Origin of the sequence: Streptomyces sp. NBC_00425 (assembly GCF_036030735.1) — a bacterium.
Lineage (GTDB): Bacteria > Actinomycetota > Actinomycetes > Streptomycetales > Streptomycetaceae > Streptomyces.
In genome coordinates this window covers 5,819,078-5,843,037 of sequence record NZ_CP107928.1, presented here as the reverse complement: position 1 = coordinate 5,843,037, position 23,960 = coordinate 5,819,078, and the positions used below count along the sequence as shown (strand labels likewise).

The window sequence follows — 23,960 nt, the reverse complement described above, 5'->3', positions numbered from 1 at the left end:
CATCGGGGCCGTGCGGGCCATGCGGGGCCGCACAAGCCGCGCGCGGCATGGATGCCGTGCAGGCCGCGCGCGGCATGGATGCCGTGTCAGGCGTCCTGGTGGCCGTCCAGCTGGGCGACGCCCGCCGTCGGCGGCTCCCGGCGGTCACGGGCTGCCCGGGCCGCGAAGTCGGCCGTGCGCAGGACGCGCTGCATGTTGCCCCAGGTCAGCAGGGCGATGTCGGTCTCCGGCCAGCCTCGGCCCAGCAGCTCGGCGATCAGGTGCGGGTAGCCGGAGGCGTCGGCGAGGCCCTGCGGGTGGGCGGCGCCGGAGTCGTAGGTGCCGGACAGGCCGACGCAGTCCGGGCCGGCGATCTCGCGGACGTGGTCGAGGTGGTCGGCCACGTCCCGGACGCTCGGACCGGTCTGCTCGGCGGTCAGCGGCACCAGGCACAGCCCCTTGGCCGCGCCCAGCTCGGCGAGCAGCCCGTCGGGCAGGTTGCCGGGGTGCGGGCGCAGCGCGCGGGCGGCGGAGCGGGTGCACAGCACCGGCGTCTTGGAGAGCACCAGCACACGGCCGATCGTGGCGTCGGAGGCGCCGGAGAGGTCGGCCAGCACCCCGATCCGGTTCATCTCGCGCACGACCTCCTCGCCGAACCGGGTCAGCCCCGCCTCACCCGCCCACGAGGCGCCGACGAGGGTCAGGACGCGCAGCCCGAGGGTGTGCAGCGACCGCAGGATGCCGAGGGAGCCGTCCAGCGCGGCGGCCGTGGCCGGGCCCAGCACGACGGCCACCCGGCCGCAGTGGTGGGCGTCGATGACCTGCCCGGCGCTGAGCGCCAGCCGCAGCCCCTCGGGATGGGCGGCGATCACCGCCCGGGCGTGGTCCAGCTCCTCCAGGGTCGCGCCGACGGCCCGTTCGGCGGCGAGGCCCTCGGGCGGATGCAGCGACCACAGCAGCGCGCCGACATGGCCCTCCCGCAGCCGGGGCACGTCCGTGTCGACGGCGCTCTCGCCGAGCTGGAGGTCGTACCAGGGCAGGTGCCGCAGGGCCCACGGCAGTCCGCTGTAGCCGTCGGCGACGGGGTGGGCGGCGAGGAGGGCCCGGGCGCGCTCCAAAGGGCTGCCCTCCGGCTCCCGTGCCCGCTCGGTCTCCGGCCCCGGTCCCGGTCCCCGTTCCCGCTCGGACTCCGGCTCCGGCACGGCCTTCGGGGCGGCGGCGTCGAACTCGCCGGTCCCGCTCGCCCCACGGGTGTACGGGGCGGCCGGGGAAGGGGCCGTCTGCGCCTCGTCGGCCGGCTCGCCGGCCTCGGGAAGAGGCCGCAGTTCGTCCTGGAGGTCGGCCATGACGGTCTCCGTACGTCGATCAGCAGTACGGACACCGTCGCACGGGGGGCGGCGTTCTTCCCGGTGGGCAGGGCGTTCGGGGGTACGCGGGCGAGGACGGCCGCCCCCGCCCGCGTCGGACGGGGTCAGCCGTCCAGCGACCCGATCGTCGCGTGGGACGCCGCGCGCGTGGTCCGCAGGTCCCGGGCCACGTCCTCCGCCGCACCCAGCACGCGCACCGCGTTCTGCCAGGTCAGCTTGGCGAGGTCGGCGGCCGACCAGCCGCGGTCGAGGAGCTCCGCGATCAGGCGGGGGTACCCGGAGACGTCGTTCAGCCCTTCGGGGGTGAAGGCCGTGCCGTCGTAGTCGCCGCCGATGCCGAGATGGTCGACGCCGGCCACCTCGCGCATGTGGTCGAGGTGGTCGGCGACCGTGGCGACGGTGGCGATCGGCCGGGGGTGGGTCTCCTCGAAGGCCCGGTGCACCTTCATCGCCTCGGGGGTGGTGTCGAGGTGGTGGAAACCGTGGTCGCGCATGTTGTCGTCGGCCGCGGCCGTCCAGTCGACCGCCTCCTGCAGGACGAACTTCGGCACGAACGTCACCATCGCCATGCCGCCGTTGGCGGGCAGCCGCTCCAGGACGTCGTCCGGGACGTTGCGCGGGTGGTCGCAGACCGCGCGCGCGGAGGAGTGGGAGAAGATCACCGGCGCGCTCGTCGCGTCGAGCGCGTCCCGCATGGTGGTCGCCGCCACGTGCGAGAGGTCGACCAGCATGCCCTCGCGGTTCATCTCGCGCACGACCTCGCGGCCGAAGGCGGTCAGCCCGCCGACGGCCGGCTCGTCGGTCGCGGAGTCCGCCCAGTCCACGTTGTCGTTGTGGGTGAGCGTCAGGTAGCGCACGCCGAGCGCGTACAGCCCGCGCAGCGTGCCCAGCGAGTTGGCGATGGAGTGACCGCCCTCCGCGCCCATCAGCGAGGCGATCCGGCCCTCCGCGCGCGCCGCCTCCATGTCGGCGGCCGTCAGCGCCGCACGCAGGTCGCGCGGGTGGCGGGCGACGAGCCGCCGGACGCAGTCGATCTGCTCCAGCGTCGCCGGGACCGCGTCGGGCAGGTCCGAGCGCACGTACACCGACCAGTACTGCGCGCCGACCCCGCCCGAGCGCAGCCGGGGGATGTCGGTGTGCAGGTGGGCGTGCTGGTCGGCGGCGATGTCACGGGCGTCGAGGTCGTAGCGGACCTGTTCGCGCAGCGCCCAGGGCAGGTCGTTGTGGCCGTCGGCGACCGGGAACTCGCGCAGGAGCTCGCGGGCGGCGGCCAGTGAGGTCGGCTCGCTCACGTCGCCCGTCACTTCCCGAAGCCGAAGCCGTTCGAACCCTCGACCTTGGCGCGCAGGCGCTTGCCCTTCTCGGTGGCCTGTTCGCCCAGCTCCTGCTGGAACTCGCGCATCCGGGCGAGCAGCTCCTCGTCGTGCGCGGCGAGGATGCGGGCGGCCAGCAGGCCGGCGTTGCGCGCGCCGCCGACGGAGACGGTCGCGACGGGCACGCCGGCCGGCATCTGCACGATGGACAGCAGGCTGTCCATGCCGTCCAGGTACTTCAGGGGCACGGGCACGCCGATCACCGGCAGCGGGGTGACGGAGGCGAGCATGCCGGGCAGGTGGGCCGCGCCGCCGGCGCCCGCGATGATCACCTTGAGTCCGCGCCCGTCCGCCTGCTCGCCGTACGCGATCATCTCGCGCGGCATGCGGTGCGCCGAGACGACGTCGACCTCGTACGCGATCTCGAACTCGTCGAGGGCCTGGGCTGCGGCCTCCATGACGGGCCAGTCGCTGTCCGACCCCATGACGATGCCTACGACAGGGCTCATTCGGTGATCGTGCCTCTCAGGTAACCGGCTGCGTGACGTGCCCGCTCGAGGACGTCGTCCAGGTCGTCGCCGTAGGTGTTGACGTGGCCGACCTTGCGGCCGGGCTTCACGTCCTTGCCGTACATGTGGATCTTCAGCTGGGGGTCGCGGGCCATGCAGTGCAGGTACGCGGAGTACATGTCCGGGTAGTCGCCGCCGAGGACGTTGACCATGACCGTCCAGGGGGCGCGCGGGCGCGGGTCGCCGAGCGGGAGGTCCAGGACCGCGCGGACGTGGTTGGCGAACTGCGAGGTGATCGCGCCGTCCATCGACCAGTGGCCCGAGTTGTGCGGGCGCATCGCCAGTTCGTTGACGAGGATGCGGCCGTCGCGGGTCTGGAACAGCTCGACCGCGAGGTGGCCCACGACGCCCAGTTCCTTGGCGATGCTGAGGGCCATCTCCTCGGCCCGCAGCGCGAGGGCCTCGTCCAGGCCGGGGGCCGGGGCGATCACGGTGTCGCAGACGCCGCCGACCTGCTGGGACTCGACGACCGGGTACGCGACCGCCTGGCCGTGCGGGGAGCGCACGACGTTGGCGGCGAGCTCGCGCACGTAGTCGACCTTCTCCTCGGCCAGGACGGGGACGCCGGCCCGGAAGGGGTCCGCGGCCTCGTCGACGGAGTCGACGACCCACACGCCCTTGCCGTCGTAACCGCCGCGGACGGTCTTCAGGACCACCGGGAAGCCGTCGCCCTCGGCCGCGAAGGCGGCCACGTCGGCCGGGTCGGTCACGATCCGGTGCCGTGGGCACGGGACGCCGATCGCGTCGAGTCTGGCGCGCATCACCCCCTTGTCCTGGGCGTGCACCAGCGCGTCGGGGCCCGGGCGGACGGGGATGCCGTCCGCCTCCAGCGCCCGGAGATGCTCGGTGGGAACGTGTTCGTGATCGAAAGTGATCACGTCGCACCCGCGTGCGAACTCACGGAGCGTGTCGAGATCGCGATAGTCGCCGATGACGACATCGCTCACGACCTGCGCCGCGGAATCCTGTGGGGTGTCACTGAGGAGCTTGAACCTGATGCCGAGCGGGATGCCCGCCTCGTGTGTCATACGAGCGAGCTGGCCCCCGCCGACCATGCCGACTACCGGGAACGTCACGCCCCCAGGGTATCGGCCACGACGGCGCGGCCGGATCCCGCGCCTCTTACCGGCGCCTTTCCCTGCTCATACCCGCCGTATCACCGCATCTGCCCCGCCGGGGGCGGTCCGGTGAGCGGGACCACAGGAAACCGGCAAGAGTGGTGGTTAGCATGGCTGGGTTGACGAAACCGAACCCGGACGGGGGCCTGTACGACCATGGCGCATGGTTCCTCGGGGCTGAAGAGGCTCGTCCACGAGCTGGCCAAGTTCGGAGCCGTGGGCGGCGCGGGACTGCTGGTCAACCTCGGCGTGTTCAACCTCGTCCGCCATCTCACCGATCTGCAGGTGGTGCGGGCGAGCGTGCTGGCGACCGTCGTGTCGATCGTCTTCAACTACGTGGGGTTCCGCTACTTCACCTATCGTGACCGCGACAAGGGCGGGCGCACGAGGGAACTGACGCTGTTCATGGCGTTCAGCGCGGTCGGCCTGGTCATCGAGAACGGGCTGCTGTTCACCGCGACGTACGGCTTCGGCTGGGACAGCCCGCTGCAGAACAACGTGTTCAAGTTCGTCGGCATCGGGGTCGCGACGCTGTTCCGGTTCTGGTCCTACCGCACGTGGGTCTTCCGGGCGCTGCCCGTGACGGAGCCCGTGTCCGGCGCGGAGCCGTTCCGCGCGGTGGCCGAGCAGGCCAGGAGGCCCGCGCCGAAGGCGTCGCAGCGGGTCGGCTGAGTCCGCCCCTGGGCCGCAGGGGCCGCGGAGCCTGCGCGGGTCGCCGGGCCCGCTCGGGCTGCCGAGCCGGGGCGCGGGTCCGCCGCCCTCGTCCGACGCTCGGCTCCCCGTCGCTCATCCGACGCTCGGCTCCACGTCGCTCATGTCATGTCCGGCTCCACGTCGTTCAGCTGACGTCCGGATCCTCGTCGCTCATGTGACCGTCGACCGCCCGTCGCTCATCTGACGGTCGGCTCCTCGTCGTTCGCCGTGCGCGTCTGCGGGGCCGTGCGGGACAGGAACAGGCCGAAGACGGGGGGCTGCGCCTGGAGCATCTCCAGACGGCCGCCGTCCGCCTCGGCCAGGTCGCGGGCCACGGCCAGGCCGATGCCGGTGGAGTTGCGGCCGCTGATCGCCCGCTCGAAGATGCGGGCCCCCAGGTCGGCGGGGACGCCCGGCCCCTCGTCGGTCACCTCCACGACGGCCTGGTTGCCGATGACCCGGGTGCGCAGCGCCACCGTGCCGCCGCCGTGCATGAGGGAGTTCTCGATCAGGGCGGCCAGGACCTGGGCGACCGCGCCGGGCGTGCCCACCGCGCGCAGGTGGCGTTTGCCGGAGCTGACGATGGCCCGGCCGTCACCGCGGTAGGCGGGCCGCCACTCGGCGAGCTGCTGCTGGATGACCTCGTCGAGGTCGAAGGTGACGGCGGAGCCGGTACGCGGGTCCCGGGCGTTGGTCAGAAGGCGTTCCACGACGTCCGTCAGGCGCTCCACCTGGGTCAGCGCGATCGTGGCCTCCTCCTTCACCGTGTCGGGGTCGTCGGTGAGGGTGATCTCCTCCAGGCGCATCGACAGGGCCGTCAGCGGGGTGCGCAGCTGATGGGAGGCGTCCGCCGCGAGCCGTCGTTCGGCGGTGAGCATACGGGCGATGCGTTCCGCCGAGGAGTCGAGGACGTCGGCGACCCGGTCCAACTCGGGGACGGCGTACCGCTTGTGGCGGGGGCGCGGGTCGCCCGAGCCGAGGCGTTCGGCGGTCTCGGCGAGGTCGGTCAGGGGGGAGGCGAGGCGGTTGGCCTGGCGGATGGCCAGCAGGACCGCGGCGACCACCGCGAGCAGCGCCACGAGGGCGATGATCAGCAGGGTGCGGCCGACCTCCCGGGTCACCGTGGAGCGCGGCTCCTGGACCAGGACGGTCTCCCCCTCCTCGCCCCTGGCCTGCGCCCTGATGACATCGCCGGTGGGCTTGGTCCCGACCTCGATGACCGGCCGGCCGGGGATGCGGATCTCGGCGTAACGGTCCTGCGTGACCTGGTCGCGCAGTATCGCCGGGGTGACGTTCTCCGAGCCGACCAGCCGGCTGTCCACGATGCTGGCCAGCCGCAGCGCCTCGGAGTCGACCCGCTCCTGGGCGCTGTTGCTGATCGTGCGGGTCTCGACGATGACGAGGGACACCCCGAACACCGCGATGACCACGAGCACCACGGCGAGGGTGGACTGAATGAGACGGCGACGCACGGTGCCCTCCGGGGCGGTGACGTGACGAGAGCGGTTTGCACAGCGCCCTCAAGGGGCGCGGGGAACTGCGCGACCGGCCCCCCACCGGCCCGAGGACGCGCATCCCGCACAAGCCGAGCCGATGGAGACGCGCGTCGTCCGGGCCCACCCCGGCGGAGCAGTCAGCTCTTCTCGAAGCGGAAGCCCACACCTCGTACGGTGGCGATGTAGCGGGGGTTGGCCGCGTCGTCGCCGAGCTTCTTGCGCAGCCAGGAGATGTGCATGTCGAGGGTCTTGGTCGACGACCACCAGGTGGTGTCCCACACCTCGCGCATCAGCTGGTCGCGGGTGACGACCCGGCCCGCGTCGCGCACCAGGACCCGCAGCAGGTCGAACTCCTTGGCGGTGAGCTGGAGTTCCTCCTCGCCCATCCACGCGCGGTGCGACTCGACGTCGATGCGCACGCCGTGCGTGGCGGGCGGCTGCTGCGGTTCGGACGCACCGCGCCGCAGCAGGGCCCGGACCCGGGCGAGCAGCTCGGCCAGCCGGAAGGGCTTGGTGACGTAGTCGTCCGCGCCCGCGTCCAGTCCGACGACGGTGTCCACCTCGTCGGCGCGCGCGGTCAGGATCAGGATCGGAATGGCGTGGCCCTCGGAGCGCAGCCGCCGGGCCACCTCCAGGCCGTCCATGCCGGGCAGACCGAGGTCCAGCACGACCAGGTCGACGCCGCCCTGCATTCCGGCGTCCAGCGCGGTGGGGCCGTCCTCGCGCACCTCGACCTCGTAGCCTTCCCTGCGCAGTGCGCGGGCCAGCGGCTCCGAGATGGACGCGTCGTCCTCGGCGAGCAGTACTCGGGTCATGAGCTGATGGTAGTCCGCGGCGGGCGACCGTCGAAGTGTGATCGCCCACGCGGTTTCTTACCCCGGACATGCCGGACAGTCCGGCCGCCCGACGGGGGCCACGGGACCGTCGATGTTGGTACGGACCTGCGGTCGGGGGATGGCATCCTGGTGCAGACCTTCGAAGTGTCGCCCCCGGTTCCTTGATCACCTGTGATCCGTGTCTCAAGTCCTTCCATATGCGGCGTTGTGCTGTCGTATGGTGAGAGAACGCCTGTAGTACACATGGACCTTTGGCGGTCGGCTCGACGCTGAGGGTCTCTTCTGTGTGCGGGCCGGTCCGCCGGCCCCGACGAGGAACGACCTGTGGCCGGGCCCCCGAGGAGGGGGCGTGGATCCCGGTGATCGCCGTCCACCGCTTCGCGACCCGGAGCGGACCCCCCCGGGGCGTAGGGGTGGGCGACGCGGTCCGCCGGTGCCGGCCAGCCCCCCACCGGGCGCGCGAGCTCTCGCGGCGCGTCCCGACCAGCAAGGAACGACATGGCGTCCAGCCTGACGAAGGACTCGGTCCGCCCGGGCACCCCCGGCTCCGGGAAGACCTTCTTCGGCCACCCCCGCGGACTGGCCACTCTCTTCATGACCGAGATGTGGGAGCGTTTCTCCTACTACGGCATGCGGGCCCTGCTCCCGCTGTACCTGGTCGCCCCCGGCGGCCTGCACCTCAGCGCCGCGACGGCGACCGCGATCTACTCGGTCTACCTGTCGCTCGTGTACCTGCTCGCCCTGCCCGGCGGCTGGTTCGCGGACCGCGTGCTCGGCCCCCGCAAGACCGTCGCCGTCGCCGGCGCGATCATCATGCTCGGACATCTGACCCTCGCGCTGCCGAACGCCGGCACCTTCTACGCGGGTCTCGGTCTCGTCGCCATCGGCTCCGGCCTGCTCAAGGCCAACATCTCCACGATGGTCGGCCACCTCTACGACGGGCCCGACGACCCGCGCCGCGACGGCGGCTTCACGCTGTTCTACATCGGCATCAACCTGGGCGCGTTCGCCGCGCCGCTGATCATCGGCACCATCGGCGAGAACGTCAACTGGCACCTGGGCTTCGCGCTCGCCGCACTCGGCATGGGCCTCGGCCTCACCCAGTTCCTGCTCGGCGGCCGCCACCTCAGCGCCCGCTCGAACCTCGTCCCCACGCCGCTGTCGGCGCAGGAGAAGGCGGCCACGCTGCGCAAGGCCGCGTTCTGGGCGGCCGTCGCGATCGTCTTCTACGCCGTCGTGGGCGTCTCCGGCGTCTACACGCTGAACTGGCTGCTGGTGCCGATCACGGTGGCCGGCCTGGTCATCCCGGTGCTCGTCATCGCCCGGATGAAGCGCGACAAGGAGCTGGACCGCGCCGAGCAGTCCAAGCTGACGGCGTACGTCTGGTTCTTCGTCGCCGCGGCCGTGTTCTGGATGATCTACGACCAGGGCGGCTCGACGCTGTCCCTGTTCGCGGAGTCCTCGGCGAAGAACAGCGTCTTCGGCTGGGACTTCCCGGTCTCCTGGTACCAGTCGGTCAACCCGGTCCTGATCATGGCACTGGCCCCGCTCTTCGCCTGGGCCTGGCTGGCGCTGGCCCGGCGCGGCAAGGAGCCGAGCACCGCGACGAAGTTCGCCATGGGCCTCGTCCTGGTCGGCGCGTCGTTCTTCCTGTTCCTGGCCCCGCTGGCGATCGCCGACGGCGGTCACAAGGCGGCCGCGCTGTGGCTGGCGGCGATCTACTTCGTGCAGACCGTCGGCGAGCTGACCCTCTCCCCCGTCGGTCTGTCCGTCACCACGAAGATGGCGCCCGCCAAGTACGCCTCGCAGATGATGGGCGTCTGGTTCCTGGCCGTCACCGCGGGCGACGCCACGACCGGTCTGCTGTCCATCGCCGGCGTCGACCTCAACAAGACGGGCATCGTGGCCCTGGAGGCCGTGCTCGCCGTCCTCGCCGGCGCGGCGGTGTGGATGTACCGCAGGAAGGTCGAGGAGCTCATGGGGGACGTGCACTGACGTGCGCTGACATCCGCTTCCGTGCCGACGGAGGGCCGCCGTACCCCACGGGTACGGCGGCCCTCCGTCGTCGTTCCGCCTCGGCTCAGTTCGCCCTCCTCCCGGGCATGAAGGTGAACACCGCGCCGCCCAGCAGGATCGCCGTGCCCGCCACCAGGCCCAGCGCCTTCAGGGCGCCGTGGTCGCCGGAGCCCGTCTCCGCGAGACCGCCGCTCGCCGACGTCGACCCGCCCGAGGACGACGAGCCGCCGCCGGACGCGCCGCTCGCCTGTTCCGCGGTGTCCAGCGTGAGGGAGACGGCCGTGCTGTCCGGGGTGCAGGTGGTGGTCGTGCCCATGGCCTCGACGGTGAGGACGCCCGGGGAGAGCGTGGACTCACCGGTCGCGCCGGGCTTGTAGACGCCCTTGAGGTCCGGGATCTTGATGGGGCTGTTCTGCGGGATCGGCGCGGCGTTCAGCGGGCCTTCCACCCTCACCGACCCCTTGTCCGCGCCACCCAGCACGACCTGCAGGATCGGCTTCACCTTGCCGGCCGGGATGGCGATGGGGCTGTCCATGACCGACTTCTTGAACTGCACGGTGAGGTCGTAACTCCCGCTGTTCTTGCGTGCGTTGATCTGGATGGGCGAGGTCGCCCTCTTGACGCCGATCGGCGACTGGCAGGTGTAGGGGATGTCGACGACCTTGCCCGTGAAGTCGGTCGCGCCGCTGTCGCCGCTCGCGGACGCCGACGGGGTGGTGCTGGGCGTGGACGACGCGCTCGACGACGGTGACCGGCTCTGCGAGGGAGTGGTGGACGTGCTCGGCGAGGACGAACTCGATCCCGAACTCCCCGATCCCGCCGTCACGGTGATGGTCGCCGCCGGCTGGACCGCCTCCGTCGGCGCGCACCGGGTGTCGGTCGACAGCGCGTTGACCACGTAGGCGTCCGGCGTCAGCGTCACCTGACCGGCCGCCGTCAGCTTCAGCGTGCCCTTCATGTCGGACAGCGTCATCGCGCCGCCCTTGGGGATCGCCGGGTTCTGCCGGGTCCCCTGCATCGCGATGTCCGCGCTCTGCGCGCCGGCCGCCTTGAGAGTGCCGGACGGCTGCACCGAGTTCGCGGGCAGGTCGATGATGTCGGGGTTCCTCGACGCGGCCTGGGTGAACTTCCAGACGACGTCGACGGTATCGCCCACCTTGGCCGTGGCCGGCGCGGTGATCTCGACCTTGGTGGTGCCGTTGACGTCGGGCAGGCCGATGCCGGAGGGCGGTACGCACTTGGTGGCGTAGGCGACCTCCGCGGCCTGTGCCGGTGCGGCGGTCACGCCCAGCAGGACGGCCGCCCCGGTGAGCATGACGGCGGCGCCCGCGACGGCCGCTCGCTTCCGGGCGGGCGCCCGCTCGGAGGGTATGGCTCTCTCACTCACGTGGATCCCTTCCTGTGGGGAGTCGTGGGGCTCGGTGAACTCGTGGGATGCGTGGGGGGCGGAGGACTCACGGGGGGCGCCGCAGGAGGGGGAGGCGCGGGACTCACGGGAGTCGCGGAGGCCGCGGGAGCGGTGGGAGGCGCAGGACGCGCCGGAGTCGGGAAGGCCGCCGGAGCGCTGGGAGGCGCAGAACCCGTGGGAGTCGGGGACGGCGCCTGAGCGGTGAAGCCCGTCGGGAGCGTCGGCGGGTCGTCGTGGGGTGCGGGGGGCAGGGCCGTACCGCCCGGAGCGCCGTCCGGGGTGAACCACGGCAGCGTCGCGTGCGACAGGGCGGCCGGCTCGGGCTCCGGGACCGGCCGCCGGCGTCCCGGACGGCGGGCACGGGCCGGCCGCCGGACCGCCGGGCGGGGGCGCACCCGGTCCACCACGGCCATCCCGATGCGGAAGAGCGCCGCCGGCACCACCAGGCAGAGCAGGATCCAGAAGAGGGTCACGCCCCAAGGGCGGCCGACGCCCCACGGCTGCTCGGCGAGGACCTTCCCGCCGTACTCGAGGGAGACGGTGTAGTCGCCGTGGGCGCCGGCGGCGAGCTCCACGGGCAGCTCGACGCGGGCCTTCCCGCCGGGGCGGATCGTGCCGTGCCACTGACGCTCGTCCCACTGCGGGGCGAACACCCCGTGCGCGGTGCCGACGCGGAAGACGGGGTTCTCGACGGGACCGGTGCCCACGTTGCCGACGGTGAAGACGAGCGTGCGGGAGGGCGGCGCGCCGAACCAGGTGAGCAGACCGCCGGAACCCTCGAGCCGCGTGTCGGTGAGCACCGACAGCCGTCCGCCGGTCGTCGCCGCGGGCAGCGGCCGGACGGGGTGCCCGGCCACCTGGAACACCGCGTCGGCCTGTGCCTTCGCACCGGTCGCGGTGGCCGCGTGCACCACGCACGGACAGGGCGCCGGCGGTTCGGCCACCGGCAGCGGCCGGCTGAAGCGGCCGTCGGCGTCGGTGGTGACGGCGCGGCCGTCGGCGTTGGCGCACGAGTTGGTCCCGCCGACGACCCCCCGGGCCGGCGTCGCCTGCCCGCAGATCAGCAGCATCACCAGTGTGCGCGGCCGCCAGCCGCTGCCGTTGACGGTGACCGAACCGCCCGCGCCCGCCTGGGCGGTGGAGAGCGTCACGGCCGGCTTGCCGGCGGCGGCCGCCGGACCGGCCGCCGGCAGCGACAGGAACGGCACGAGCAGGGCCAGGAACAGGAACAGCAGCAGGGACGGGCGCACGGCCGGCGGCGTCGCCGTCACCGTGCTGCGCGGCTTGCCTCTCACGCCGGCGCTCCTCTCGACTCGGCTCGCGCGGCGGCCGGGCGGCGCCCGCGTCGTCGTACGGCCACCACGGCCGCCGCCGACAGCGCGCCGGCCGCCGTGCCCGCCGTCGCGGCCCACGGCACGAAGCGGGCCGACGCGCGCCCGGTGGCCGGCGCCGCGCCCTGAGCGGTGACCGTCAGGCGCACGGTGACCGCGTCCAGGGCGGGACGGTTCGGCCAGGGCTCGTCGAGGACGAGGCGGCGGCCCGGCGGGAGCCGGACGGGCAGGGTGCGCGGGGCCCGGTCGAGGACGGCCCCGAGGACGCCGTCCGCGTGCACGGCGAGCCGCGGGACGAGGACCGTGGTGCCTCGGTTGACCAGCTCGTACGTGATGCGGTCGCCGTGCACGGCCACCCGCTCGACGGTCAGCGCGGCCAGCCGCGGACCGCCGACCCGGACCAGCAGCGGCACGACGGTCTCCCGGCCGGCCGCGTCCCGCACGACGATCCCGCCGGCGACGTCGCCGGGCCGGGCGTCCGCCGGGACCGTCACCGTGAAGGGGACCTCGGCGCGGGTGCGGGCGGGCACGGCGAGGGCGGCCGGCCCGGCGAACGCGACACGCAGACCGGCGCCGGCCGCCCGCAGCCGTACGGTGAGCGGCCCGGCGCCCCGGTTGACGACGGCCACCGTGTCCTGGAGCACCGCGCCGGGCACCCCCTCGCAGTAGAAGGACGGCCGTCCGCCTCCCGAGGGCGCCGCCGCCCAGCCCCCGCCGGAGTCCGCGGGCGCGGCGGCGAGCAGCAGGGGCAGGGACAGCAGCAGGACCAGCGGCAGGGACAGCAGCGGGGCGCGGGCTGCGGGGTACGGCATCGGCGGCTCCAGCACTCGTGCGCGGGGGGGCGGTGCGGTGCGGTCAGTGGCGGGTGCGCGCCGGCTGGTTGCGCCGGGTCAGCCACAGGGCGCCCGCCGCGCCGGCCAGCAGGACGGTGCCGCCGAGGGTGCCGAGGGCGATCGCCGAGTCCTCGGGGCCGGTCTGCGGGAGATCGCCGCCGGAACCGCCGGAGCCCGTCGTCCCGCCGGAGCCGGAGCCACCGCCGGAGCCGCCGCCCGCCGCCGTCACGTCGAGGGTGAGGGAGGGGCCCGGGGTGTTGGAGGGCGTGCACGTGGTCGTCGTGCCGAGCGCCTTGATGGTGAGCACGCCGGCCGTGAAGGTGACCTTGCCGGACTTCTTCGGCGTGTAGGTGCCGCTGAGGTCGTTGATCTTGATGGGGGTGTTCTCGGGGATCGCGGCCTGGTTGGCGGGCCCGGTGACGTCCAGGGTGCCGCTGTCGGCGCCGCCCAGCTTGACGGTGGCGCTCGGCTTCATGGAACCGGCGCCGAGTTCGACCGGGCTGGAGGACACGCCCTTCTGCCAGGACATGGTGATCCGGTAGCCGTCACCGCTCTTGACGGCCTTGATGTCGATGGGCGAGACGGCGCTCTTGTCGCCGATCGGGGTCTTGCAGCCGTAGTTGACGTTCACGACCTCGGCCACGGCCGCGGGGGCGGCCGTCCAGACCACCGCCGCGCCGGCCAGAGCCGCGGCAGTCGCGAGCGCGGCGGTTCGCTTCCGGTTCGACACGGTCCCGTCCCCTCCCTCCCACCGCCCCGCCCTTACTGACGAGGCATCAGATTGAGCCGTCAAGGTACGCCCGGGGCGATGAGGAGGGAAGAGAAGGCACGCGCCGGAGTTGCGCCGATCCCGCGCGGGGGTTCAGCGGGCCCGGAGGAGGGCGGGACCCCCCGCGGCGGAGGACCTCGGGGACCGCGACCGTTCCGTCGGGACGCCGATGCTGCTCGAGGAGGGCCGGCAGCAGGCGACCGGTGGCCGGCCCCGACGCGTTGAGCGTGTGCACACAGCGCCCTTCTCCGCCGCCGGCCGGACGGTAGTGGATCGCTGCCGCCCGGCGTCGGCCCGGCGGTGCGGCGATCTCCGCCGAGACGCGTCGGCGCTCGCCGCGCAGCCGCTTCCCTGCGGTGCGGGCAGCGCGGAACTCCACGTCCAGGACGAGAAAGGCGGGCAGGCGGCGTCGACGCCGCGGAGCGGGACGGCGCCGGTGCGCCGACGGGTTTGGGCGACGGCGTCCGAGCGGCCGGACCGGGCCGGGGCGGCCTGGCCGGGGTGGTCAGGCAGGGGCGGCCGGGCGGGTCAGGCCGGGGCGCCCAGTTCTGCCCAGACCGTCTTGCCGGCGAGGCCGGGGGCGCGGACGACGCCCCAGTCGAGACAGAGGCGCTGCACGATGAACATGCCGTGTCCGCCCGGGCGGCCCGCGCGGTGCGGAGTGCGGGGTGCCGGCTGTCCGGTGCCGCGGTCGGAGACCTCGACGCGGATCACCTTCTTGTCGCAGCCGAGGACCAGCCCGTCCGGTCCGTCGGCGTGCAGGCACGCGTTGGTGACCAGCTCGGAGACGACGAGCAGCACGTCCTCGGCGGCGGCCCGCTGGTCGGCGGTGGCTGCGGGCAGCCAGCCCCAGGCGTACAGCGCCTGCCGGGCGAAGTCGCGGGCGAGCGGGACGACGCCGCTGGCGTCCTCGAAGCTCAGTCTGCGTACCTGAGGGCCGCCGGACGACGCGGAGGCCACGGCTGCCGTGCCCCCTCCGGACGCACCGGCCTCCTGCGGGCCCCCTTGGGACGCCCCGGAAGCGCCGCTGGGCTCCGGGCCGCGGTCGCCCGGCGAGTAAGGCCGGGTGGTGCTCATCAGCGCTTCACCTCACCGATTCCCCGATTCAACCGGTTCACAGTTCAACAGTCGATCACTACAGTCTGTACGTAGCCGAACGGCGTGCGTGTCGGCGTCGCCGCCGACATGTTCGGGTTCAGGATGTCTCCTGCCCGGGGGAACCGGCGGAACACCCCCCGCCTTCGCCCCGTTTCCACCCGTTTCGGACGGACGGCGAAGCTCAGCCGTCCCCGTCGCGCCCGTCGCCGTCGTCCGCGAGCGCCGCCTCCACCGTGTCGTGCACGGTGAACACCGCGTCCGCTCCGGTGATCTCGAAGACCCGCGCCACCACCGGCTGCATGCCGGCCAGATGGACTCCGCCGCCGGCCGCCTCCGCCTTCAGGCGGGCGCCGAGGAGCACGTTGAGTCCGGTGGAGTCGCAGAACTCCAGGCGTGCGCAGTCCACGACCAGCCGGCTGAGGCCTCTGGAAAGGCAGTCGTCGAGTGGCTCACGCAACAGATCAGCCGTGTGGTGATCCAACTCACCTGCCGGGGTCACCACGGCACTGGAGCCTTCCTGCCGCACCTCGACCAGAAGCCGGCCAGACTGTGCGCTGCCGACCGTCCCGCGGTCCATGCCGTCTCTCTCCCGGGGTCGTGAACTGGTTGCTGACGCTCTCGCACCCTACGCCCTCGACCCGCGACCTCACACCTGAACAATCGCACACAAACGGACATAACCCTACAAAATGCACTTGCGATCGGTCAAGTAAAGCGGGTAGGGCTAGGGGGAACACGTACCCGACCCGGCCGGCTATGGAGGCGCCGCACACCGAAGTGCGCTCACTGGCATCGGCAGCCATATGCCGAGAACGATGGAGGACTCATGTCACCCCGGCTCGACGCACCGCATACCCGCGGCGCGACGTCGACACCCCCTCCGGAACTGAAAAGTCTGGAACCCATCGCACAGCACGCGGTGCAGGACGTCGACCCCACCGACCTCCTCGCCGGACTCCCGGACATCCCCCCGTACGACGAGATCGCACCCGTCGACGCACGGGCCCTGTCCAAGACCCTGTTCGCGCGGCTCGAGTCCCTCGAAGAGGGCACGCACGCGTACTCGTACGTCCGCAACACCCTCGTCGAACTGAACCTCGCGCTGGTCAAGTTCGCCGCCTCCCGGTTCCGCTCCCGCAGCGAGCCGATGGAGGACATCATCCAGGTCGGCACCATCGGCCTGATCAAGGCGATCGACCGCTTCGAGCTGTCGCGCGGCGTCGAGTTCCCGACCTTCGCGATGCCAACCATCATCGGCGAGATCAAACGGTTCTTCCGTGACACCTCGTGGTCGGTGCGCGTCCCGCGCCGGCTCCAGGAGCTGCGGCTCGACCTCGCCAAGGCGGGCGACGAGCTGGCCCAGAAGTTCGACCGGGCGCCCACCGTCGCGGAACTGGCCGAACGCCTCGGCCTCTCCCGCGACGAGGTCGTCGAGGGCATGGCCGCGTCGAACGCGTACACCGCCTCGTCGCTGGACGCGCAGCCGGAGGAGGACGACTCGGAAGGCGCCCTCGCCGACCGCATCGGCTACGAGGACCACGGACTCGAAGGCATCGAGTACGTCGAGTCGTTGAAGCCGATGATCGCCGAACTTCCCTCCCGTGACCGCCAGATCCTCTCCCTCCGCTTCGTCGCGGGTCTCACCCAGTCGGAGATCGGCGAGGAACTCGGCATCTCGCAGATGCACGTGTCGCGGCTGCTGTCGCGCACGCTGGTGCGGCTGCGGAAGGGCCTGACGCTCGAGGAGTAGGCCCACGGGCCGCGGAGCGAGCAGCAACCCCGATCTCACCGGTGTCCACCGGACACCGGTGCCGTCCGCGTCCGGGCGATCAGCCGCTGAGCGATCGCCCGGGCGCGGACGTCGCCATGTCGGCGGTCGTCAGTCCATGGCGCCCGTCCCCCGGTCCGCGTCCCTCGGTCCGCAGTCCCCGGTCCGCGTCCCTCGGTCCGCAGTCCCCGGTCCGCAGTCCCGGCCCGCACGGAGGCGGCCTGCTGCTGTCCTCATGGTGAAATTGCCTGGCCGGATTCCTGGCGATGGCTACGCTGGCCCAGCCCCTCTGACCAGCAGCGCCGCTGGGCCAGCCGCGTCACCTGCTCATGAGGAGCCCCGTGGCCGCCTCCCCTGCCTCTCCTGCCTCTCCTGCCTCGACTGGCTCTCCTGCCTCCTCCGCCGCCTCCCGGCTCGGCCGGCTCGCCGACGTCCCCGTGCTGCTGGTCGCCGTCGTGTGGGGGTCCAGCTACCTCGCCGCCAAGGGCGTCACGACGGCGGACACCGTGCTCGCCGTGCTGGTGCTGCGGTTCACCGTGGTGCTGCCGGTGCTGGTGGCCGTCGGGTGGCGGCGGCTGCGCGCGCTGAGCGGCGCACAACTGCGGGGGGCCGGGCTGCTGGGGCTGATTCTCGCCGGAATCTTCCTGCTGGAGACGTACGGCGTCGTCCACACCTCCGCCACGAACGCCGGGCTGATCATCAGCCTGACCATGGTCTTCACGCCCCTCGCGGAGAGCCGGGTGCGCCGGGTGCGGCTGCCGGGCGCGTTCCTGGCGGCGGCGGGCCTGTCGGTGGCGGGTGTGGCCCTGCTGACGCAGGGGGCCGGGTTCACCGCTCCGTCGGGCGGTGACCTGCTGATGCTGGGGGCGGCCCTGGCCCGGACCGTGCACGTGCTGGCCATGGCGCGGATGGAGTCCGTGCGCGGCGCGGACGCGCTGTCCCTCACGACCGTGCAACTGGGCGGCGCCGTGGCCGTGTTCGCCGTGCTGGTGGCCGTGCCGGGGACGGGGTCCTCGCCCTGGGCCGCCGGGGCGGACTTCGACGCCGGGGACTGGGCCGGCCTGGTCTACCTGTCGGTCTTCTGCACCCTCTTCGCGTTCTTCGTGCAGATGTGGGCCGTCCGCCGTACCTCGCCGTCCCGCGTCAGCCTGCTGCTGGGGACCGAGCCGGTGTGGGCGGCGGCCGTGGGCATCGCGCTCGCCGGGGACCGGCCGGGACCGCTCGGGTTCGCGGGCGCGCTGCTGGTGCTCGTCGGCACGGCCTGGGGGCGGTCGGCGGCGGACCGGGGACGGGCTGACGCGGACCGGGGACGGACAGCGGCGGACCGGGGGCGGGCAGCGGCGGACCGGGGACGGGTTGCCGCCGGCGCCCCCGCCGACCAGGGCCCTCAGACGACCCGGACGCCTCGCCGCCACACGCCGGAGACCAGGGGCACGCCCGGCCGGTAGGCCAGGTGGACGTGGCTCGGCGCGTCCAGGAGGGTCAGGTCGGCGTACGCGCCGGGCGCGACGCGGCCGACGTCCGTGCGACGCAGGGCCGCGGCCCCGCCCGCCGTGGCGGACCACACCGCCTCGTCCGGCGTCATCCCCATGTCCCGCACCGCGAGCGCGATGCAGAACGGCACGGACGAGGTGAAGGACGAACCGGGGTTGCAGTCCGTGGAGAGGGCGACGGTGACGCCCGCGTCCAGCAGCCGTCGGGCGTCCGGCCACTGCGCCCGGGTGGAGAACTCGGCGCCGGGCAGCAGGGTGGCGACGGTGTCGCCGTTCGCGAGCGCGTCGACGTCGGCGTCGGTGAGGTGGGTGCAGTGGTCGGCGCTGGCCGCGTCCAGCTCGACCGCCAGCTGCACGCCGGGGCCGTGGGAGAGCTGGTTGGCGTGGATGCGGGGATGCAGTCCCTTCGCCCTGCCGGCGGTGAGGATCGCGCGGGCCTGGTCGCCGTCGAAGGCCCCCTTCTCGCAGAAGACGTCGATCCAGCGGGCGTGTGGGGCGCACGCGTCGAGCATCTCGCCGGTGACCAGGGCGACGTAGCCCGCCGGGTCGTCGGCGTAGTCGGGGGAGACGATGTGGGCGCCGAGGTAGGTGACCTCGTCGGTGTGGGCGGCGGCGAGGCGCAGGGCGCGGGCCTCGTCGGCGACCGTCAGGCCGTAGCCGGACTTGGTCTCGAAGGTGGTGGTGCCCTGGCGCAGCGCCTCGGAGAGCAAACGGGTGAGGTTCGCCTCGAGTTCCGCGTCGGTGGCGGCCCGGGTGGCCGCCACCGTCGTGCGGATGCCCCCGGCCGTGTAACCGCGGCCCGACATCCGGGCGTTGAACTCCTCGGTGCGGTCGCCCGCGAAGACCAGGTGGGAGTGGGAGTCGACGAAGCCCGGGAGGACCGCCCGGCCTCCGGCGTCGACCCGGTTGTCAGTGGCGGGTGCTTTGCTTGATTCACCGGTCCACACGACGCGGTCGCCCTCGATGACGACGGCCGCGTCCCGGACCAGCCCGAGTGGGGAGCAGTCGCCGAGGGAGGGGTCGTTGGTGACCAGCGTGGCGATGTTCGTGATGACGGTGGTCGTGCCGGTCGTGCCGGTGCTGCTGCTCATCGTCGTGTCCTCGTGGGGGCGGGATCCGGTGGTGGTCGCTGGGGCGTGTTGCGAAAGTCCCTCCCCCGGAGGGGGTGCCCCCAGCCGGGCGACGCGTGGCACGCACCCTAGGCGCGCAGGGCCGCCACGGCCCGCGCCAGGGCCTGCGGCACATCGGGGACGAGCGTGTGCGCCCCGTCGCGTACGACGTGACGCCCGGCGACGACCGTGTGCCGTACGTCCGCGGCGGTCGCCGCGAATACGGCCGTCTCGGCGCCGAGCCGTGGCAGCGGGCCCGCTGTCCTGACCGAGTCGAGGGCGATCGTCGTGAAGTCGGCGGGCGCTCCGGCCTCCAAGGCGCCCGCGTCCGGGTTGCCGAGGGCGGCGTGGCCGTCGGCGGAGGCCGCGCGCAGCAGGGCGGCCGCCGTCCAGTGGCCCCGGGTGCGGGTGCGCAGCCGCTCGTTCAGCTCCATCGCGCGCGCCTCTTCGAGCAGGTCGATGACGGCGTGGCTGTCCGAGCCGAGGGAGAGGGGCGAGCCTGCGGCCTGGAGGGCGACGGCCGGGCCGATGCCGTCGGCGAGGTCCCGTTCGGTCGTCGGGCACATGCAGGTGCCGGTGCCGGAGCGGCCGAGCAGGGCGATGTCCTCGTCGGTGAGGTGGGTGTTGTGGACTCCGGTGGTGCGCGGCCCGAGCACGCCGTGCTCGGCGAGGAGCCCGGTGGGGGTGCATCCGTGGGCGGCGCGGCAGGCGTCGTTCTCGGCGGTCTGCTCGGACAGGTGCACGTGCAGCGGCGCCCTGCGCTCTTCGGCCCAGCGCGCGACGGCCGCCAACTGGTCGGCGGGCACGGCCCGTACGGAGTGGATCGCCGCGCCGATCCGCGCGTGATCTCGTTCCTTGAGAAGTGAACAGCGTTCGGCCCAGGCGTCCGCGTCGCCGTCGGAGAAGCGGAGCTGATGGGCGTTGGGGGGCTGTCCGAAGCCGGAGGACAGGTAGGCGGTGTCGAGGAGGGTGATGCGCACCCCGGCTTCGGCGGCGGCCTCGATCAGCGCCTCGCCCATGGCGTTGGGGTCGGCGTAGCGGACGCCGCCCGGGGCGTGGTGCAGGTAGTGGAACTCGCCGACGGCGGTGATGCCGGCCAGCGCCATCTCGGCGTAAACGGCGCGGGCCAGCTGGTGGTAGGTGTCCGGGGTGAGCCGGTCGGCGACCGCGTACATGACCTCGCGCCAGGTCCAGAAGGTGCCGGAGCCGACCTGGACGGTGCCGCGCAGGGCGCGGTGGAACGCGTGGCTGTGGGTGTTCGCGAGGCCCGGCAGGGTGAGGCCGCGCAGGATCTCGGCGCCGGGCGGCGGGGCGTCGACGCCGGTGCGCACGGCGGTGATGCGGCCGTCCGTCCCCGCGCCGGAGCCGCCGCCCGCCGACACCGTGAGGGCGACGCCCGGCTCGACGCTCGTGTCGAGCCAGGCGTGCTCGAGCCAGTACGTCCGTGTCCGCTGCGTGGGAGTCACCGGCAGGCCAGTCCTTCCAGTACGTCGGCGAGGGCGCGCACCCCGGCGACACAGTCGTCCTCGGCGGCGAACTCGGCCGGGGAGTGCGAGACGCCCGTGGGGTTGCGCACGAACAGCATGGCGGTCGGGATGCGGTCGGAGAGGATTCCCGCGTCGTGTCCGGCGCCGGTGCCGAGGACGGGGACCGTGAGCCGGGCGCCGCTGTCCTTGCCGAGGATGCGGGCGAGCTCGTCGCGCAGCGCGTGGTCGAACTCGACGACGGGCGTGAACGACTCCCGGACGACGTCCAGGTCGATGCCGTGGGCCGCAGCGTGGTCGCGGGCGGCCCGTTCCACCCCGTCGACGACCGTGTCGAGGGTGGCCTGGTCGGCGGCGCGGGAGTCGAGCCAGCCGCGCACCAGGGAGGGGATGGCGTTGACGCCGTTCGGCTCGACGGAGATCTTGCCGAAGGTGGCTACGGCGCCCGCGAGCCGGGCCTCGCGGCGGGCGGCGAGGACGGTCTCCGCGTACGGCAGCATCGGGTCGCGCCGGTCCTCGAGCCGGGTGGTGCCGGCGTGGTTGGCCTCGCCCCGGAAGTCGAACCGCCAGCGTCCGTGCGGCCAGATGGCGCTGGCGACGCCCACCCGGTCGCCGCTCAGGTCGAGTGCCCGACCCTGCTCGACGTGCAGTTCGACGAACGCGCCGATGCGGGAGAGCCGCTCCGGGTCCGGGCCGATGGCGTCCGGGTCGTGCCCGGCGGCCTCCATGGCCTGCGGGAGGGTGACGCCCTCGCCGTCGGTGAGCCGGTGGGCCTGCTCCACGGTGAGTCGACCGGCGGTGAGCCGGGAGCCGACGCAGGCGAGCCCGAAGCGCGCGCCCTCCTCGTCACCGAAGTTGACCAGGGCGAGCGGCTTGGTGAACTCGGCCCGGCGGGCGCGCAGTTCGTCGAGGGCGGCGAAGGAGGACACCACTCCGAGCGGTCCGTCGAAGGCGCCGCCGTCGGGCACCGAGTCGAGGTGCGACCCGGTCACCACGGCGTCCCCGGCCAACGGGTCGCCGAGCCAGGCCCACTGGTTGCCGTTGCGGTCGACCTCGTACGTCAGGCCGCGCGTCTCGGCCTGTTCGCGGAACCAGGCCCGGCAGTCGGCGTCGGCGGCCGTCCAGGCGTAGCGGCGGTAGCCGCCGGAGGCGGAGCTGCGGCCGATCGGCAGCAGCTCCGCCCACATGCTGTGGAAGGTCACGCGTCGTCACCTTCACGCAGGGGCACCCGCACGCCCCGTTCGTCCGCGACCGACTCCGCGATGTCGTAGCCGGCGTCGACGTGCCGGATGACGCCCATGCCGGGGTCGTTGGTGAGGACGCGGCGGATCTTCTCGCCGGCGAGTGCGGTGCCGTCGGCGACGGTCACCTGGCCGGCGTGGATGGAGCGGCCCATGCCGACGCCGCCGCCGTGGTGGAGGGAGACCCAGGAGGCGCCCGAGGCCACGTTGACCATGGCGTTCAGCAGCGGCCAGTCGGCGATCGCGTCCGAGCCGTCGAGCATGGCCTCCGTCTCGCGGTACGGGGAGGCGACGGAACCGGAGTCGAGGTGGTCGCGGCCGATGACGAGGGGGGCGGCCAGCTCGCCGGACGCCACCATGTCGTTGAAGCGCTCGCCGGCCTTGTCGCGCTCGCCGTAGCCGAGCCAGCAGATCCGGGCGGGCAGGCCCTGGAAGTGGACGCGCTCACCGGCCAGCTTGATCCAGCGGGCCAGGGACTCGTTCTCGGGGAAGAGGTCGAGGATCGCCTTGTCGGTCTTGGCGATGTCGGAGGCCTCGCCGGACAGGGCGGCCCAGCGGAAGGGGCCCTTGCCCTCGCAGAACAGCGGGCGGATGTAGGCGGGGACGAAGCCCGGGAAGGCGAACGCCCGGTCATATCCGGCGAGTTGGGCCTCGCCGCGGATGGAGTTGCCGTAGTCGAAGACCTCGGCGCCGGCGTCCAGGAAGCCGACCATCGCCTCCACGTGCCGCGCCATGGACTCGCGGGCCCGGGTGGTGAAGCCGGCCGGGTCCTTCGCGGCGGCGTCCGCCATGTCCTCGAAGTCGATCCCGGTGGGCAGGTAGGACAGCGGGTCGTGCGCGGAGGTCTGGTCGGTGACGATGTCGATGGGGGCGCCCATGGCGAGCAGTTGCGGCACGAGGTCGGCGGCGTTGCCGAGGACGCCGATGGAGAGCGGCTTGCGCCGGTCGCGGGCCTCGACGGCCAGCTGGAGCGCGTGGTCCAGGTTGTCGGCCCTGACGTCCAGGTAGCGGTGCTCGATGCGGCGGTCGATGGCGCGCGGGTCGCAGTCGACGCAGATCGCGACGCCGTCGTTCATCGTCACGGCGAGCGGCTGGGCGCCGCCCATGCCGCCGAGGCCGGCGGTGAGGGTGATCGTGCCGGCGAGGGTGCCGCCGAACTTCTTCGCGGCGACGGCGGCGAAGGTCTCGTAGGTGCCCTGGAGGATGCCCTGGGTGCCGATGTAGATCCAGGAGCCGGCGGTCATCTGGCCGTACATGGTCAGACCCAGCTGTTCGAGCCGGCGGAACTCCTCCCAGTTGGCCCAGTCGCCGACGAGGTTGGAGTTGGCGATGAGGACGCGCGGGGCCCACTCGTGGGTCTGCATCACGCCGACCGGCCGGCCGGACTGGACGAGCATCGTCTCGTCCTGCTTGAGGGTCCGCAGGGTGCGGACCATCGCGTCGAAGGAGCGCCAGTCACGGGCCGCCTTGCCCGTGCCGCCGTAGACGACGAGCTTGTCGGGGTGCTCGGCGACCTCGGGGTCGAGGTTGTTCTGCAGCATCCGCAGGGCGGCTTCCTGCTGCCATCCCAGGGCGCTCAGTTCCGTACCGCGCGGTGCTCGTACGGGGCGGGGTCCTGACATGGTCTGCCTCCTTGCGGACGGGTGATCCCGGCGGGCTTTTACTGCCGTTATTCACATCCTGACCCGCTGAATAGAGCTAGTCAATACGGCCGCGCGACGGGACGCCTCCCCGGAGGCGGGCCGGGAGCGGGCCGAAGCGCGACGAGACGAGGGCGGGAACGGGCGGCGAAAGGAGTCGACAGAGGGCGAGAGCGGGCGGCCGAGGGGACGGCAGCGGCCGGAAGCGGCGCGGCGACCGGGCGGGAGCAGGGGGCCGGACACGCCCCCGCCGAGGGCGCGCGGAACCGCCGCCACCACCCTTCGCGAGCTCGTGCGCCGTGGCGCGCACCGATGGGCGCGGTGTTGAAGGGACGCATGGGACGTCACACCGGGCACGGAAAGTGGTCAGTCGACCCACCTTAGTCACCACTCCGCATG

General features: G+C 73.2%; 20 protein-coding genes. 4 read left to right on the top strand and 16 right to left on the bottom strand.

The annotated features are described in order from the left end of the window. Positions 1-86 precede the first annotated feature (86 nt). The 4 genes from OHS82_RS25570 to OHS82_RS25555 form a co-directional block, all read right to left on the bottom strand. On the bottom strand, positions 87-1,325 hold the full coding sequence (locus OHS82_RS25570; protein ID WP_057578534.1) for a membrane dipeptidase: 1,239 nt from the start codon (positions 1,323-1,325) through the stop codon (positions 87-89). 125 nt (positions 1,326-1,450) lie between these two features. Further along, a complete protein-coding gene (locus OHS82_RS25565; RefSeq protein WP_057579341.1) occupies positions 1,451-2,638 on the bottom strand; it encodes a dipeptidase in 1,188 nt (395 codons plus the stop codon). Positions 2,639-2,646: 8 nt separating this feature from the next. Beyond that, on the bottom strand, positions 2,647-3,168 hold the full coding sequence (gene purE, locus OHS82_RS25560; protein ID WP_079041245.1) for a 5-(carboxyamino)imidazole ribonucleotide mutase: 522 nt from the start codon (positions 3,166-3,168) through the stop codon (positions 2,647-2,649). Then, entirely contained in the window at positions 3,165-4,304 is a 1,140-nt protein-coding gene (locus OHS82_RS25555; RefSeq protein WP_079041246.1) for a 5-(carboxyamino)imidazole ribonucleotide synthase, read from the bottom strand. Before OHS82_RS25555 ends, purE begins: the two co-directional genes overlap by 4 nt. A 198-nt stretch (positions 4,305-4,502) precedes the next feature. Here OHS82_RS25555 and OHS82_RS25550 point away from each other — a divergent pair, with 198 nt between their 5' ends. Then, positions 4,503-5,018, top strand: a complete 516-nt coding sequence (locus OHS82_RS25550) for a GtrA family protein (RefSeq protein ID WP_057578541.1) — start codon at positions 4,503-4,505, stop codon at positions 5,016-5,018. 218 nt (positions 5,019-5,236) lie between these two features. Here the strand turns inward: OHS82_RS25550 and OHS82_RS25545 are convergent, their stop codons facing one another. Beyond that, entirely contained in the window at positions 5,237-6,511 is a 1,275-nt protein-coding gene (locus OHS82_RS25545) for an ATP-binding protein (protein ID WP_266721363.1), read from the bottom strand. Positions 6,512-6,672: 161 nt separating this feature from the next. Then, entirely contained in the window at positions 6,673-7,350 is a 678-nt protein-coding gene (locus tag OHS82_RS25540) for a response regulator transcription factor (protein ID WP_020128522.1), read from the bottom strand. A gap of 519 nt (positions 7,351-7,869) precedes the next feature. Between OHS82_RS25540 and OHS82_RS25535 the strand changes: the two genes are divergently transcribed. After that, positions 7,870-9,366 carry an oligopeptide:H+ symporter gene (locus OHS82_RS25535; RefSeq protein WP_057578543.1) on the top strand — a complete coding sequence of 499 codons (1,497 nt, stop codon included), beginning with the start codon at positions 7,870-7,872 and terminating at the stop codon, positions 9,364-9,366. Between the two features lie 85 nt (positions 9,367-9,451). On the opposite strand, the gene OHS82_RS25530 is transcribed toward OHS82_RS25535, so the two are convergent. The 6 genes from OHS82_RS25530 to OHS82_RS25505 all read right to left on the bottom strand — a co-directional run bounded on the left by OHS82_RS25530 (position 9,452) and on the right by OHS82_RS25505 (position 15,403). After that, positions 9,452-10,702 (bottom strand): hypothetical protein, encoded by a 1,251-nt coding sequence (locus OHS82_RS25530; protein WP_328436105.1) that lies wholly within the window; start codon positions 10,700-10,702, stop codon positions 9,452-9,454. A gap of 68 nt (positions 10,703-10,770) precedes the next feature. Continuing rightward, positions 10,771-12,066 (bottom strand): hypothetical protein, encoded by a 1,296-nt coding sequence (locus tag OHS82_RS25525; RefSeq protein WP_370444137.1) that lies wholly within the window; start codon positions 12,064-12,066, stop codon positions 10,771-10,773. 20 nt (positions 12,067-12,086) lie between these two features. Next, the gene (locus tag OHS82_RS25520) at positions 12,087-12,938 is read right to left on the bottom strand and encodes a COG1470 family protein (RefSeq protein WP_057578555.1); all 852 of its coding nucleotides are present in this window, start codon (positions 12,936-12,938) and stop codon (positions 12,087-12,089) included. Between the two features lie 43 nt (positions 12,939-12,981). Continuing rightward, entirely contained in the window at positions 12,982-13,689 is a 708-nt protein-coding gene (locus tag OHS82_RS25515) for an LPXTG cell wall anchor domain-containing protein (protein WP_266721357.1), read from the bottom strand. Between the two features lie 567 nt (positions 13,690-14,256). Next, positions 14,257-14,805 carry an ATP-binding protein gene (locus OHS82_RS25510; protein ID WP_057578560.1) on the bottom strand — a complete coding sequence of 183 codons (549 nt, stop codon included), beginning with the start codon at positions 14,803-14,805 and terminating at the stop codon, positions 14,257-14,259. 202 nt (positions 14,806-15,007) lie between these two features. After that, complete coding sequence (locus tag OHS82_RS25505; RefSeq protein ID WP_057578563.1) at positions 15,008-15,403, bottom strand: STAS domain-containing protein; 396 nt, start codon at positions 15,401-15,403, stop codon at positions 15,008-15,010. Between the two features lie 249 nt (positions 15,404-15,652). On the opposite strand from OHS82_RS25505, the gene OHS82_RS25500 reads away from it, so the two are divergent. Further along, entirely contained in the window at positions 15,653-16,576 is a 924-nt protein-coding gene (locus OHS82_RS25500; RefSeq protein ID WP_057578565.1) for an RNA polymerase sigma factor SigF, read from the top strand. A 455-nt stretch (positions 16,577-17,031) separates the two neighbouring features. Beyond that, positions 17,032-18,042 (top strand): DMT family transporter, encoded by a 1,011-nt coding sequence (locus OHS82_RS25495; RefSeq protein ID WP_242433171.1) that lies wholly within the window; start codon positions 17,032-17,034, stop codon positions 18,040-18,042. On the opposite strand, the gene hutI is transcribed toward OHS82_RS25495, so the two are convergent. The 4 genes from hutI to hutU form a co-directional block, all read right to left on the bottom strand. Then, on the bottom strand, positions 17,982-19,178 hold the full coding sequence (gene hutI / locus OHS82_RS25490; protein ID WP_057578569.1) for an imidazolonepropionase: 1,197 nt from the start codon (positions 19,176-19,178) through the stop codon (positions 17,982-17,984). The two genes, OHS82_RS25495 and hutI, sit on opposite strands and share 61 nt — an antisense overlap. Positions 19,179-19,285: 107 nt before the next feature. Beyond that, positions 19,286-20,662 carry a formimidoylglutamate deiminase gene (locus OHS82_RS25485; RefSeq protein WP_057578571.1) on the bottom strand — a complete coding sequence of 459 codons (1,377 nt, stop codon included), beginning with the start codon at positions 20,660-20,662 and terminating at the stop codon, positions 19,286-19,288. After that, positions 20,659-21,882: an allantoate amidohydrolase gene (locus OHS82_RS25480; protein WP_057578573.1), complete on the bottom strand. Its 1,224-nt coding sequence runs from the start codon at positions 21,880-21,882 to the stop codon at positions 20,659-20,661. The genes OHS82_RS25485 and OHS82_RS25480 overlap by 4 nt, the downstream gene beginning before the upstream one ends. Further along, entirely contained in the window at positions 21,879-23,543 is a 1,665-nt protein-coding gene (hutU, locus tag OHS82_RS25475; protein ID WP_057578575.1) for a urocanate hydratase, read from the bottom strand. Before hutU ends, OHS82_RS25480 begins: the two co-directional genes overlap by 4 nt. Positions 23,544-23,960: the final 417 nt, after the last annotated feature.

Coding starts and splice junctions, on each gene's coding strand:
- OHS82_RS25570 (WP_057578534.1), bottom strand. CDS start 1,325: ATGGCCGACCTCCAGGACGAACTGCGGCCTCTTCCCGAGGCCGGCGAG.
- purE (WP_079041245.1), bottom strand. CDS start 3,168: ATGAGCCCTGTCGTAGGCATCGTCATGGGGTCGGACAGCGACTGGCCC.
- OHS82_RS25550 (WP_057578541.1), top strand. CDS start 4,503: ATGGCGCATGGTTCCTCGGGGCTGAAGAGGCTCGTCCACGAGCTGGCC.
- OHS82_RS25540 (WP_020128522.1), bottom strand. CDS start 7,350: ATGACCCGAGTACTGCTCGCCGAGGACGACGCGTCCATCTCGGAGCCG.
- OHS82_RS25535 (WP_057578543.1), top strand. CDS start 7,870: ATGGCGTCCAGCCTGACGAAGGACTCGGTCCGCCCGGGCACCCCCGGC.
- OHS82_RS25530 (WP_328436105.1), bottom strand. CDS start 10,702: ATGCTCACCGGGGCGGCCGTCCTGCTGGGCGTGACCGCCGCACCGGCA.
- OHS82_RS25520 (WP_057578555.1), bottom strand. CDS start 12,938: ATGCCGTACCCCGCAGCCCGCGCCCCGCTGCTGTCCCTGCCGCTGGTC.
- OHS82_RS25510 (WP_057578560.1), bottom strand. CDS start 14,805: ATGAGCACCACCCGGCCTTACTCGCCGGGCGACCGCGGCCCGGAGCCC.
- OHS82_RS25505 (WP_057578563.1), bottom strand. CDS start 15,403: ATGGACCGCGGGACGGTCGGCAGCGCACAGTCTGGCCGGCTTCTGGTC.
- OHS82_RS25500 (WP_057578565.1), top strand. CDS start 15,653: ATGTCACCCCGGCTCGACGCACCGCATACCCGCGGCGCGACGTCGACA.
- hutI (WP_057578569.1), bottom strand. CDS start 19,178: ATGAGCAGCAGCACCGGCACGACCGGCACGACCACCGTCATCACGAAC.
- hutU (WP_057578575.1), bottom strand. CDS start 23,543: ATGTCAGGACCCCGCCCCGTACGAGCACCGCGCGGTACGGAACTGAGC.